The sequence below is a fragment of the Gracilibacillus orientalis genome, from assembly GCF_900114645.1.
GTDB lineage: Bacteria > Bacillota > Bacilli > Bacillales > Amphibacillaceae > Gracilibacillus > Gracilibacillus orientalis.
In genome coordinates this window covers 346,544-359,523 of record NZ_FOTR01000004.1, presented here as the reverse complement: position 1 = coordinate 359,523, position 12,980 = coordinate 346,544, and the positions used below count along the sequence as shown (strand labels likewise).

11 protein-coding genes and 1 pseudogene are annotated in these 12,980 nt (G+C 33.7%); 7 read left to right on the top strand and 5 right to left on the bottom strand.

The features are described from left to right. Positions 1–72: 72 nt before the first annotated feature. Positions 73–408 (bottom strand): annotated as a pseudogene (locus BM121_RS10215) (recombinase family protein); the annotation flags it as partial. 764 nt (positions 409–1,172) lie between these two features. Here BM121_RS10215 and BM121_RS10210 point away from each other — a divergent pair. The 3 genes from BM121_RS10210 (at position 1,173) to BM121_RS10200 (ending at position 3,684) form a co-directional block, all read left to right on the top strand. Continuing rightward, complete coding sequence (locus tag BM121_RS10210) at positions 1,173–2,153, top strand: S8 family peptidase (RefSeq protein ID WP_091483534.1); 981 nt, start codon at positions 1,173–1,175, stop codon at positions 2,151–2,153. A 128-nt stretch (positions 2,154–2,281) separates the two neighbouring features. Next, complete coding sequence (locus BM121_RS10205) at positions 2,282–3,181, top strand: endonuclease I family protein (protein WP_091483533.1); 900 nt, start codon at positions 2,282–2,284, stop codon at positions 3,179–3,181. A gap of 122 nt (positions 3,182–3,303) precedes the next feature. After that, a complete protein-coding gene (locus BM121_RS10200; RefSeq protein ID WP_091483532.1) occupies positions 3,304–3,684 on the top strand; it encodes a carboxymuconolactone decarboxylase family protein in 381 nt (126 codons plus the stop codon). A gap of 84 nt (positions 3,685–3,768) precedes the next feature. On the opposite strand, the gene BM121_RS10195 is transcribed toward BM121_RS10200, so the two are convergent. The 3 genes from BM121_RS10195 to BM121_RS10185 are packed head-to-tail and all read right to left on the bottom strand — an operon-like array spanning position 3,769 to position 7,293. Beyond that, on the bottom strand, positions 3,769–5,406 hold the full coding sequence (locus tag BM121_RS10195) for a thiamine pyrophosphate-binding protein (RefSeq protein WP_091483531.1): 1,638 nt from the start codon (positions 5,404–5,406) through the stop codon (positions 3,769–3,771). A 26-nt stretch (positions 5,407–5,432) separates the two neighbouring features. Then, positions 5,433–7,028 carry an ATP-binding protein gene (locus tag BM121_RS10190; RefSeq protein ID WP_091483530.1) on the bottom strand — a complete coding sequence of 532 codons (1,596 nt, stop codon included), beginning with the start codon at positions 7,026–7,028 and terminating at the stop codon, positions 5,433–5,435. 49 nt (positions 7,029–7,077) lie between these two features. After that, positions 7,078–7,293, bottom strand: a complete 216-nt coding sequence (locus BM121_RS10185) for a Spo0E family sporulation regulatory protein-aspartic acid phosphatase (RefSeq protein WP_245780777.1) — start codon at positions 7,291–7,293, stop codon at positions 7,078–7,080. A gap of 674 nt (positions 7,294–7,967) precedes the next feature. On the opposite strand from BM121_RS10185, the gene BM121_RS10180 reads away from it, so the two are divergent. The 3 genes from BM121_RS10180 (at position 7,968) to BM121_RS10170 (ending at position 9,902) form a co-directional block, all read left to right on the top strand. Continuing rightward, complete coding sequence (locus BM121_RS10180; RefSeq protein WP_091483528.1) at positions 7,968–8,294, top strand: ArsR/SmtB family transcription factor; 327 nt, start codon at positions 7,968–7,970, stop codon at positions 8,292–8,294. 83 nt (positions 8,295–8,377) lie between these two features. Further along, complete coding sequence (locus BM121_RS10175; RefSeq protein ID WP_091483527.1) at positions 8,378–8,950, top strand: NAD(P)H-dependent oxidoreductase; 573 nt, start codon at positions 8,378–8,380, stop codon at positions 8,948–8,950. A 52-nt stretch (positions 8,951–9,002) separates the two neighbouring features. Then, the gene (locus tag BM121_RS10170; RefSeq protein WP_091483526.1) at positions 9,003–9,902 is read left to right on the top strand and encodes a 3-hydroxyacyl-CoA dehydrogenase; all 900 of its coding nucleotides are present in this window, start codon (positions 9,003–9,005) and stop codon (positions 9,900–9,902) included. A 597-nt stretch (positions 9,903–10,499) separates the two neighbouring features. Here the strand turns inward: BM121_RS10170 and BM121_RS10165 are convergent. Continuing rightward, the gene (locus tag BM121_RS10165; RefSeq protein ID WP_091483525.1) at positions 10,500–12,002 is read right to left on the bottom strand and encodes an FAD-dependent oxidoreductase; all 1,503 of its coding nucleotides are present in this window, start codon (positions 12,000–12,002) and stop codon (positions 10,500–10,502) included. A gap of 691 nt (positions 12,003–12,693) precedes the next feature. Between BM121_RS10165 and BM121_RS10155 the strand changes: the two genes are divergently transcribed. Beyond that, a complete protein-coding gene (locus tag BM121_RS10155; protein ID WP_175495388.1) occupies positions 12,694–12,969 on the top strand; it encodes an acylphosphatase in 276 nt (91 codons plus the stop codon). Positions 12,970–12,980: the final 11 nt, after the last annotated feature.

The following is a 12,980-nucleotide window of genomic DNA, read 5'->3' as shown; positions in this document are numbered from 1 at the left end:
ATTTTCTATTATACATTTCCGATTTTTGGTATAACTCATCAACTGTTCCTTTCCGATAGCTTTCTATATAGTTCCTTCTTTCTTAGCCAATTCAATCTCTTCACGCTGCCGCATACGGATAAGATCACGTTCTAATTGGTTTACACCCGCCATAACCGTAATTAAGCATTGGCTGTAGGGATTATCTTCTGACAAATCTAGCCATGTATATTTTAAGGATTTTAAATTTGCCTTTTTACTCCGTATGTTATCGATTAATTCAAATAAATCTTGTGTACTACGAGTAATCTGAGTTAAGTTCGTAACATAAATGATATCACGTTCATGTATATCCTCTAACATTTTTTGAAGTTGCTCACGATCTTTTGTTGCTCCGGAAACTTTTTCTTCAAAAATAATATCCATTCCTTATTGAATCCGAACAGCACATTGCTTAAGCCCATAGGGCACAGGAATTTGCATAAGGGCCTGCCGCTGTTCTGGTGTAAGCAATTCCCTACCTCTCGCAATTTTCATACAGTATCATCTCATTTCTGTAATTATTCAGTTAATTAGTTTAATTATATATCAAAAGAGTGTACTCTATCGATATAAGTGTAGGAGACTGATAAAATCATAGTTAAGAGCGTCTCATATTTTACTGCGCTGGCGTGACTATTGATCTCATCCCCAGTTGGCATGGCTGGATAGGATACTTAAGCGCCGCATTGCTATTTCTTTCCTCGTCGGCTAGCCCTACAACGTGAATGGTATTAATCGGATCGCGCTGGTTGGCCTGATCGGATGGATTGGATGGATCATTTGGATCATCGCCTACAGCATCACTCTGTTAAAACTCTAGTCCGAGTCTGGAACCAGATTAAAGCAGGAGTTTAATTTACAAAGTAGTGAAAATGTAGAATCTACAAAGTATAGTAAAACGGAGGCTTATAGTCATTACTAGGTGATAAGTCTCCATTTTTTTATTGTTTACACATAACCCAATTAGGTTATATATATAACAAAGCATAATTTATATACCGGACTTTGTATGTCGATATAGATAAACTTCCAATGCAAACATAAAATGTCAAATATTACAAAAATATTAAATATAGTAAAACTAGTAAACTTTTGCACGTCAATTACATATACTATAGAGATAGAGGAAATATTTTTGAGGAGGATAAACTATGGCACAAGTTAATTTGATACCTTATACTATTCAGTCGATTGAAGATTCAAAAAATGAGACCCCAGAAGGTGTTCAACTGGTACAGGCTCCTGCCGTATGGGAAAAAGGCTACGAAGGAGAAGAAATCGTCATTGCGGTTATAGACACTGGTATTGAGTCAAATCATCCAGATCTTGAGGAACAAATAATTGGTGGAAGAAATTTTACATCAGATTACAATGGAGATCAAGGCAACTTTGAAGACAATAACGGTCACGGAACACACGTATCGGGGACCATTGCAGCAAGCTTTAATGATGATGGTGTTGTAGGAATTGCCCCAAAAGCTAAAATATTAAGCCTTAAAGCGTTAACAGGTGGAGGTTCTGGTGAGTATGACTGGATCATAGATGCGATAAACTATGCAGTTGAATGGAGTGGTCCTAACAATGAACGAGCTCGAGTGATTTGCATGTCACTTGGTGGTCCTAATGATGTACCGGAAATGCATGAAGCGATTCAACATGCGGTTAATCAAGGTGTATCCGTAGTAGTTGCTGCTGGAAATGAAGGAGATGGGCAAGAGGATACCATTGAGCATGCCTATCCTGGAGCTTATAACGAAGTCATTTCTGTTGGTGCTGTAGATATGGACTTACAGCTTGCTCCATTTTCGAACACCCATAATGAAGTGGATCTTGTAGCTCCGGGTGTAGATGTCCTATCAACCTATATAGATAATAAATTTGCTAGACTATCAGGAACCTCTATGGCCGCTCCACATGTAGCAGGTGCTTTAGCCTTAATCATCAAATTAAGTGAAAAAGAGTTTGATAGATCTCTCATTGAATCAGAGATTTATGCCCAACTTATCAGACGAACACTACCACTAGATTACCAAAAAACCGCTGAAGGGAATGGTTTTCTACTACTTAATCTTGTTGAACAATTAGATAGAATCAATACTCCAAGTTTAAGTAAGAATGATAGACAACCATAATAACTAGATATATTATATAAGAATTTTTAACTAACATAATTTCGTCAACTAAAAATGGGCAGGTAAGCTGTTTAATCTCTTATCCCTGTCCGTTTTCTTGTAACAAACATGAAAGGGGAGAGGAACCTATGCAAGAAAAAAATGGAACGGAACATAATAACGCTTTGTTGACACTAAAGAATTACCAAAAGATGATTCAAAATGAAAAAGAATATTATGACGAAGAAGAGGATGCCAAGTTCATCCAAGATTATTATCAGAACATAGATTTTAATGAAGGGGACAAAACAAATATATTTAAGCAATTAAATCAATTAATTACGAATACACATGAAAATCAGCTTCCTTATAACTCAGAAACCCGTGATTACCTTTATTCAGCAGTTGACCTCCGTATGGATGGGAACCTGAAAAGCATTTATTCTGGAAAACAAAAGGATCCTGAACAAGTCATAAGAGAAGATCATGACGCAGAAATAAAAAGGAAAGAAGAGTATGACAAGTTGTTTAAAAGTAACTCAAAAAATAACGATGAGTTGAGAAAAGCTACAGCAATCATTGAAAGTGAAAATATGTATAACTGTGAACACGTCGTACCTCAATCATGGTTTGATGAGGATAATCCAATGAGGGGTGATTTACATCATCTTTTCACATGTGAAAAAGATTGTAATTCCACAAGGTCCAATTATCCCTATTTTGACTTCGATAATTACACTCCTGAGATGGAGATAAAAACAATTAGAACGTATTGTGGAAAATACGAAGAAGAAAAATTTGAACCTGAAAGCGGAAAAGGTGAGGTTGCTAGAGCAACATTGTATTTTTTGATAAGATATCCAGAAGAAGTTAGCCAGTACAATGATCATGATATTGAAATATTACTAGATTGGCATCGAACTTTTCAAGTCTCTCTTTATGAAAAACATCGAAACAAAGAAATCTATATCATTCAAAAGAATAGAAATCCCCTAATCGATTTTCCGCAATACGCTGACAAAATAGATTTCATGATCGGTTTATCATAATGTAGGAGCATGTAACCTTAGACGAAACCATCATTCCAACTGCTATTGAGCTTATAGTTCCCAAGAGAAGAATGCTAACAATTCAATTTAAATTCCAAATAGAATAGAGAGGAAGGAAAAAAATGGATAAAATACAAGTTGGATGGAATAGAATCGAGGAAATTGCTGGTGAGCAAGGTGTAAAAACGATGGAAGAAGTACAAGATTTTTCTCCAAGACTAGCAAAAATGGCAGTGGAATTTGGGTATGGAGACATTTATTCTGATGATACGCTGGATTTGAAACAACGGGCTATGATCACTTTATCTTCTCTTATCTCACAAGGTGATCAAGGAACTGCATTAACTTTCCATTTTAAAATAGCACTTAAAGTAGGATTATCAAAGGAAGAAATTCTAGAAGTGATAAATCATTGTAGTGGTTATGTAGGGTTTCCAAAAGCAATATCTTCTTTGTCTCATTTCAAAAAAGCATATAGTGAATTTGAGAATGAAAACAAATGACTGTAGTTTTGTAATTAAATTAGTTCTGCACCTATAGTAAAAGTATAACAGGTGCAGAACTACAGCTTGCATCCAGCTAAACGTTTAAACTCTATTTAAGATAGGCGGAATTTCTTCTGGATCAACCATTATCTCAATTACAGTGGGACCAGTGTAGTTTTTTAATGCTTGTCCAATTGCGTTTTCAATATCTTCGGTTTTACGACATCTATAAGAAGCAGCACCCAATGATGATGCGAACAGTTTAACATCTAACGCGTGTTGGTAGGTAGCACCGATTGAGTGTCCCAACATCTTTTTCATCCCTTTATCAACCATATCAAGAGCGACGTTATTAAATACTATAAATATGACAGGAAGATTTTGATCTACAGCTGTTGCAATCTCAGTACCGTGCATAAATGTACAACCATCACCAGTTAAGCACACAACAGTTTTATCTGGTGACGCCACTTTTGCACCAATGGAATATCCAATTGCATGCCCCATTGTTCCAAATACATCATCAAAATAAAACGTTCCAGGTTCATAAATGTCATAGTATTTAATTGCATAAAAGGTATGACTTCCATCATCCCCGAACAGTACTGCATCATTTGGTAAATACTTTCGCAGTTCTTTTATAGCTACTTTGGCTGATAGATATGTTTCGCTTTCTTGAATATCATCTAAATTTTCATTTTCTTCGCTAAAAAGAGAAACTCTTTTTATATCTATTCTATCTAATTTAGTTTTACGCTGTATTTCAACTAGATTAGCTTTAATATCCCCTTGAATATACAAAGTAGGAATCGGAATAGATTTTTGTATAAACGTAGGATCTAAATCAAAATGAATGAGGTGTTTCGGATAAACTGCTTCCGAAAATCCTGCTAAGGACATATCACTCAGCTTACTACCAATTACAATCATTTGATCTACTCTTTTTTTCAGATATTTTGTTGCTTTTTCGTTACCTCCCAAGCCATACGCACCTAAAGATAGAGGGTGATTAGTAGGAAAAGTCCCTTTACCACCTGGAGTAGTCATTACTGGAACTTGCCATTGTTCTACCAACCACCTTACTTCTTTATAAGCTTTTGATAGATGAACTCCTTTTCCCAATAATAAAACAGGTTTTCCTGCCTCATTAAGCTTTGATATAACAGTCTCAATTTGATTGGAAATTACAGAAGACTTTAAAGTAGGAATTTCAACTATAAAATCTGAAATTTCTTCTTGTAAAACGTCCATAGGTATAGAAAGATGCACCGGTCCTTTTACACCATTTGTTGCCTTTTCAATAGCATGCTTAAGGAACACCTCCAGTTGATCACCTCTATCTACACGTGCACTAAACAATGTTACAGACTCAAACATTCTGACAAGATCCGTACCAAAGATAGATGAGTCTTGTCCTTGTGCTTTACCAGTATCTTTCGCAGATGGTTGTCCAGTTATAAACAAAGTAGGGGAGTGATAAGCTTTCGCTTGGCCAGCAGATGTTAATAGATTAGTTCCACCGGGACCTGATGTACCTAAAGCTACCCCTAAACCTTTTGTTTGAGCATAGCCTGCAGCTGCAAAACCTGATCCTGATTCATGTCTTGAGAGAACAAATTGTAAATCCTGAATCTCACACTCAACTAATAATGGAACGATAGCTTTACCTGGTATTCCAAATACATGAGAAATTCCTAATCGTTTAAGATTTTCGACCAATACTGTAGAAACTTTTTTCATTATACATTTCTCCCTTTTTGATTATTTTAATTAAGAGGTAGAATGATATGTACTTCAGTTCCTTTTCCTTTTTCAGAATGAAAGTTTATCTTCCCTTCATGAGCTTGTATGATATCAAAACAAATAGGTAATCCCATACCAAGCCCGTTCTCTTTTGTGGTAAAAAAAGGTGTACCTAGATTGTTCACTTGCTCCTTCGTCATACCTAGTCCTTCGTCCTTGATAGAGATGTGGACTTCTTCCTTTTTATAGTCTGATTCTAATTGAATACAAACATCACCTCCTTTGGGCATAGCCTCAAAGGCATTTTTTATAAAATTAATTAGAATTTGTTTGATTTTAGATTCATCAATATAGATTTTGGCATTTATATTAGTAGGTTCAATGTAAATATCAACATTATGAAGGCTGGCATTACTGTTCATTAATTCAACTGTATCAGCAATTAGATCGTTCAAATTACAATGTACTCGTTCTATGGAGGATGGTTTTCCGTATGAAACAAACTGATTCACTAAATTTTCCATTCTTTCTAATTCAGCTATGATGATATCAAGATATTCCTTTTTATGGTTATTTTCTTTCATTAAGTGGGTGAGGCCGATAATGGATGTGAGCGGATTTCTTATTTCATGTGCTAACCCGGCTCCTAACTTTCCTATTGCAGATAATTTTTCTGATTCTATGAGCTTCTGTTGTAATTCATGGTAATTGGTCATGTCTCTAAACTGAGCAAAGGCCCCAATCAAATGATCCTCATCAAAAAGAGGTAACACATCCAAAAGGAGGTTTTTAGACTGATCGTTTTCTATAAGCGAAAACGAAAATTCAGCATTTTCTACCTTTTTTCCAGTCTCAAGAACATAATTAATATATTCTCCTATTTTACCTATATGTGCTATACCGTTATCTATAATTTTTTCTCTTTGCATACAAATTATTTCTTCAGCACTAGAATTGAATTCTAGTGGTTTGCCTTTTTTGTCGGTCATCACTATTCCCAGAGGAGTCGAATCTGTTAACACTTGATTTAATAAATGAAGAGTGTGATTTTGCTCTTGAAGTTGAATTTCTCTTTCAATTGTATCAACGGCAGACGATAAAAGTCCGAGATGAAAATTACTAGCGTAGTTAACCGTTGTCATCATGGAGACAGTACCAACTAAACTACCATTAGATGAAAAACAAAAAGGAGCAGAATAACATGCTGTTTCAGATAAGCAATCATGAAAATGGTCCTTACCAATTAATGCAATGGGCTTTTGATGTTTTAGTGCTAGTGAAACTGAATTTGTGCCAACATCCTTTTCTTTAAATCTAGTGCCTAGTTTTATGCCTAGGGAATCTACCATTTCTTTAATACTTTGATCTCCATATATATCTAATATATAGCCCTGATTGTCTGTTGTAATAATTAAAGTTGGGATTCCTTCCATATTCTGAATCAGTTTTTTCATAAAGTGGTGCACGACACTCAGTTCCTTAGCAAACCTGTGTTTTCTATATTGTAACTCCTTCTTAGTAAGTCCAAATTTCAAAAAAGGGACTTCATCAGGCTTCAAGTTATAGACCATTTCACAATTTATTTTAGAATCTCGTATGTATGTATCGAAGTCTTTCATTAAATGCCTCCTATATACTAGTGAAGAAAATATAATTGAATTTTAACAATTATTCAATATCGCTACAATCAGATTTGTTTTTATTATTTAATTTCAACTTTTGATAAAGTATAATTTTTTCATCTAATAATTCACTTAATCTTAGAATCTCCCCGATGGAATACTGGTTTGTATCTTTCCCTAATTCGTATAATTGGCTTTGTAATAAACGGATTTCAGCTTCTAATTTTCTTATATACAATAACAACATCCTTACAATTGACATTTTCTTTTAGAATACCATAAGTAATCTTTGACTTCCTTATTTTAACTCTATAATAGTATATTTTATCTATATTAGTGTTAAAAAATGGATACGTATGTAGGTTATCATGAAATAAAGAATTACATTGTTGCCAACGAATGATCGGAAGTATGAGGGAGCTAATATGGGAAAATATAATTCACTACTTGGTATAAGAGTATCAATTTATTCTAATATTAACATAAATAATCATAAACTGAATTTGTTTCCATATGAGACTTGGAATAGAATACGGAACGATTTAGGCTTGATATAAATCAGAAGCATTTCTTAATACACTATGAAGATTGGAGATATTTCTTTAACATTTGAAGAATTGAGGAGGGGAGCATGACATGGATTCCATGTTCAGAAGAGATTTCATTCCATGTTTTCTCTTCTTTCAAGACTTCTAAGAAAAAGTGTGTTCATGAAAGGGACTTGTTACCCGGTTCCAATGGATATTGACAATCCTCTGAGTTTTTTAATTCCTTTATCAAGGCGATTCCTATACAGGAATAGAGGAGGAAATTCACGAAAATAATAAGGCAGCATGCTTCTTTATCATTAGAATGATAAGAAATTGAAAATCATATTTTTTAACTTGACGCGTGCATGTTTATGCATGTATCCTGTGTACAGGAGGTGAGACAAATATGAGTCGAGATGAAGAGATTAAATGTTCAATAGAAATTAATAACGCTATAGATTTTGACTTTTATAAAGCATTATTTGATCCTAGCAGAATTGAAATAATTAGATATTTAGCTGTTTTTGGAGCCAAAAATATAACTGAAATTGCTGAAAATCTCCCACAGGATAGATCGGTTATTTCAAGGCATTTAGATTTAATGCATAAGTTCGAAATCGTATCAAAAACAAAAATAGGCAGAAATATTTTCTACGAAGTAAATAGCCAAATGATATTTGATAAGTTTAAATTAACTACTGATCAATTAGAAAAACTTTTAAACAGTTGCTAACCTTGATTTTTTTACTCTATAAATGCAAATGTACGCACTAATGCACTTATTTGAACCCCGTAAAAACTAAGGGAGGGAAAAGTATGAAAACGATTGTATATAATCACCCGTGGAATGGTAGTTATAATCATGCCATTTTAACTAAAGTAGTAGAAACATTTAAAGAAAGAAATCAGAAATATCAAATTATTGATTTGTACCAAGATGAATTTGATCCAACTTATCACGCAAGTGAATTAAAATTATATTCAAGGGGGAAGTATGAGAATAAATTAGTAGGTAAGTATCAATCAATGTTAAATTCTAGTAATGAGTTGATTTTTATATTCCCGGTCTGGTGGTATAATGTTCCAGCTATTTTAAAGGGATTTCTAGATAAAGTCCTACTGAAAGATTTTGCATATATAGAAAATAAGAATGGTACGATGAAAGGGCTGCTCACGAATATCCAATCCGTAAAAGTTATTACAACTGGTCAAGCTCCTAAATGGTATATTCAATTTTTAGCGGGAAACGGGATCAAAAAAACATTTATTAAGTCTACATTGAAAGCAGTGGGAATGAAAAACATTCAATGGATACACTGTGGATATGTATCCCTAGCCAAGAACGAAAATCGAGTGAAATTTTTATATTCATTACCTTCTAAGTTATAAAATTATTTTTCCATAGGAAATATTTCTTTAAATTTGAAAGGAGAAATTTACTATGTTATATAAGAATATAATGGTTGCTGGTATTGGCGTTTTGGGGAGTCAAATTGCTTTTCAAATTGCTTTCAAAGGATTTCAAGTTTCGGTTTATGACATAAATGATGAAGCGTTAGACAGTGGAAAAAATAAAATCGTGGTTTTGATGGAGCGTTATCAAGAAGACTTAGGGGCTACAAGAAAAGAGGTAAATGCTGCTTTTCAGCGTATATCTTTCTCTTGCAGTTTATTAAAAGCTGTATCAGAAGCTGACTTGGTGATTGAAGCTATACCTGAAGTGGTAAATATTAAGACTAAATTTTACACAGAATTAAGTAAAGTAGCTCCAGAGAAGACCATTTTCTTAACAAACTCTTCTGTGTTATTACCTAGTCAATTTGCTGAAGTGACAGGTAGACCAGAAAAGTTTTTAGCTTTGCATTTCGCAAATGAAATTTGGATCAATAATACCGCAGAAATTATGAAACATCCTGGAACAAATATGAAAGTATTTGATGATGTTATTACATTTGCAAAAGACATTGGAATGATTGCTTTACCTCTATATAAAGAACAACCGGGTTATATATTGAATTCTTTGCTGGGCCCTTTTTTAGAAGCTGCTATGTTGCTTTGGTTAAATAAAGTGGCGGATCCACAAACTATTGATAAAGCATGGATGAAAGCAACTAGTTCTCCGTTAGGTCCATTTGCCATTTTGGACATCATAGGTATCACAACCTCATACAATATTGAACTAGCAAAAGCGTCTGAAACAGGGGATCAACAATTAAAGAAAATGGCAAATCTGTTAAAAACAGAGTTAATTGATAAAGGAAAACTCGGAAAATTAACTGGGGAAGGGTTCTACAAATATCCCAATCCGAAATATATGAATTCTAGTTTTTTAAAGGGTTAATAGTGACTTTTAAAACATGTATTTTCATAAAAATGCAATAAATAGCAATATTTTGAAACCATTATAGAATTTCATCGTCTAATTCGGTGAAGGAGGTATTGATATGCTTAGAAAAGTGATTCTATGTTTACTAATATCTATTTTACTGTTAGGTGTGTTGTCTGGTTGATATTGGAAGGTCAGAAGATTCATATAGTGGCTATTTGATAAATGACGAAAACAGTACACATGCACATGACAAGGTGATATTGAAGATAATGAATTCACAACTGCAGATAAAATTGGAGAAGTTAATAAAAAGTAGATAAAGAAGTAATACCAAAAGAAAATCATATATTAGAAGTTGGCGCAGAAATATACACTTCAATGGAAATTATGATAAATTTACAGAAATTGATTAAAATAAAGTCCAATGACGTAAAGCTCTATAAGCAGGGGAAGTTTGTGTCGTCGGACAGACAGACAGCTGGACTTAAGATAGGATGGTTTAGTTTCTTTTTAAATTCTAGTTAACATAATATATATTATAGGAAGTTATTCATGAAGGGAGTCTCAACATCTCAAACACAAAGTATACTTGAGACACTGAGACAAAATTTAATTTTCGAGATCAAATTTCTTTAAGTGTTTTGTTGCTGGACCTTCAATAATTGTACCATCATAGGAAAACCTTGATCCGTGACATGGACAATCCCAACTCTTATCAGCATGATTCCAGTTACATTCGCATCCTAAATGTGTACATGTTGTATCGACTGCATGTAATTGATGACGTTCATCTTTGTAAATTCCAATAGTTTGTCCATTATGATTTGTTTTTGTCGCTGTTTTGGGCTCTAAATGTTCATGTTTATTATTGACACTTAGTTTTCCTTTTACTAATTCCTTCGTTACATTTGAATTGTAGCTGATAAACTTCTTAACATCTGGATCAGCATGAAAACGCTGTGGCTTATACAGCTCTTTGTATGGATTATCACGATTCATTATGAGATCCGTTAGCAAATGTGCTGCCACAACACTATTGGTCATTCCCCATTTACGGAAACCTGTCGCAACATATACATTGGGATGGCGCTTGTTTAAGGACCCGATATATGGAAGTTTATCTAACGTAGTATAGTCTTGTGTCGACCATTTATAGTGCCAATCCTTTACATCCAGGTATTGTGAACCAAAGCTTTGCAGATCACGATATGGGTTTGTATTCTCTTTCTTATACTGACCTGTTTTATGTGATTCTCCACCTAATAACCAAATTGTTTCATCCTTTTGCTTCACATAACGAATTGAACGTTTTGGTTGATCAACATCCAAATACATGCCACCAGGATAATCACGGTTGGAAGTTAAACCAATGACATACGATCTAGAAGGATACATTCTGGTGCTGTAAAAAGCTTGCCCTTCATAGAACGGAAACTGAGTTGCAACGATAACATTATCGGATAAGACATTATGATTACGAGCTGTTCTTAACGTAACTTTATTTTGATAGTCAATGTCCACAGCAGTTGTGTTTTCATATATCTTACCACCGTTTTCTATAATCTTATCGATGATAACTTTTAAAAAATCAGTCGGATGAAATTGTGCTTGCTGACGCATTGTTAATGCTGCCTTATGAGGGATTTCAAATGGTATCTCCTTCATTAAATCCGCAGAAATATTTAATTTTTGATATGCATTTGCCTCGTCTTCTAATTTTTTATAGTTTTGATCAGAATTTGTATATAAAATGGCATCTTGTTGATCAAATTGACAAGCTATTTGATATTGTTCGGTCATTCTTTTAATAAATTGAATTGCTTCAACTTGACTTTGATAATATTTTTGAGTATTTTCTAGACCAAAATGTTCCATTAATTCATTATATATTAAACCATGTTGTGCCGTTACTTTAGCTGTTGTGTGACCAGTTGTACCATGAAGTAATCTTCCTCTTTCTAATAATACAACTTGAACACCATTTTCAGACAAAAGGTATGCAGATAGAATTCCGGTAATACCACCACCGACAATGGTTACATCTGTTTCAAGGCTTTCATTTAATGAATCAAAGGATTTTATATTGTTTGTTAACCAAATTGATTGTGCCATGGCAAAAATCCCTTCCTTTTATAAACTGTTTCTAGCTTTTCCAAAAAGCAAGGGAATATCACAGTTTTATCATTTCTCTGTCTCAAATTAATATATATTTCTTTTCACCTATTTCCCTTTCGTTTATCTGCCATATATACCCACCCATAATAAATAATCCAAAAAATAAGAGCTGCTATAATTGTATTATGATTTTGACTTCGAGGCAGAAAATAGATAAGTGCTAATCCTAAGACGACAAAGGGTATTAATAACACAATGTATTTTTTCCAATGCATAAGCAACACTCCAGTTGGTTTTTTACGATATATCACAGACTTTGCTATTGCCACTTTTACAACTTTGCAACAAGCATCCTGACAATACAAATCTTGTATCCCCATCCATAAGTTCATGCGAAGGATTTATCGTTTTTGACAAGTCCATCTTGTGCAATGGAAACTATTTTTTTCATTTGTGATGATTGTCCTGCTTGTGATAATACTATGTCTGAGTTAGATATTTATTGATATTTTTTTCTGTCGAAGATTCCTGCAGTTTGAAAAAGTACCATTTCATAACTGGGCATAACCGATATCTGCTTTCATAACCAAATTAAGGTTATTATTAAGCGTTTTCATTTATGTCTACTTTCTTAACTTTTGAATTGTGAAATATTCAGTGATACTATCATATGAAAGAGGTGATAATATTGAGACAAGTTCATGTAATCGTTTCAGGTCGTGTACAAGGTGTTGGTTTTCGTTCCTTTACGCAACAAGTTGCTATGGAGAATGATGTTGTAGGATGGGTGAAGAATCTTGATGATGGGTCTGTTGAAATAGAAGCACAGGGTAAAGATGATAAGGTTGAAAAATTTTTTAATCAAGTTAAAAAAGGTCCTTCTTTCTTTGCTAAAGTAAAAAATATCGAAATTACAGAAAAGGAAATAGAAAATACATTTAAAAATTTTGAAATTAAGTATTAAAAAACCGCTAT

What these genes read in the sequence shown, in the direction of transcription:
- BM121_RS10210 (WP_091483534.1), top strand. Translation starts at nt 1,173, where the DNA reads ATGGCACAAGTTAATTTGATACCTTATACTATTCAGTCGATTGAAGAT.
- BM121_RS10205 (WP_091483533.1), top strand. Translation starts at nt 2,282, where the DNA reads ATGCAAGAAAAAAATGGAACGGAACATAATAACGCTTTGTTGACACTA.
- BM121_RS10200 (WP_091483532.1), top strand. Translation starts at nt 3,304, where the DNA reads ATGGATAAAATACAAGTTGGATGGAATAGAATCGAGGAAATTGCTGGT.
- BM121_RS10195 (WP_091483531.1), bottom strand. Translation starts at nt 5,406, where the DNA reads ATGAAAAAAGTTTCTACAGTATTGGTCGAAAATCTTAAACGATTAGGA.
- BM121_RS10190 (WP_091483530.1), bottom strand. Translation starts at nt 7,028, where the DNA reads ATGAAAGACTTCGATACATACATACGAGATTCTAAAATAAATTGTGAA.
- BM121_RS10185 (WP_245780777.1), bottom strand. Translation starts at nt 7,293, where the DNA reads ATGTCAATTGTAAGGATGTTGTTATTGTATATAAGAAAATTAGAAGCT.
- BM121_RS10180 (WP_091483528.1), top strand. Translation starts at nt 7,968, where the DNA reads ATGAGTCGAGATGAAGAGATTAAATGTTCAATAGAAATTAATAACGCT.
- BM121_RS10175 (WP_091483527.1), top strand. Translation starts at nt 8,378, where the DNA reads ATGAAAACGATTGTATATAATCACCCGTGGAATGGTAGTTATAATCAT.
- BM121_RS10170 (WP_091483526.1), top strand. Translation starts at nt 9,003, where the DNA reads ATGTTATATAAGAATATAATGGTTGCTGGTATTGGCGTTTTGGGGAGT.
- BM121_RS10165 (WP_091483525.1), bottom strand. Translation starts at nt 12,002, where the DNA reads ATGGCACAATCAATTTGGTTAACAAACAATATAAAATCCTTTGATTCA.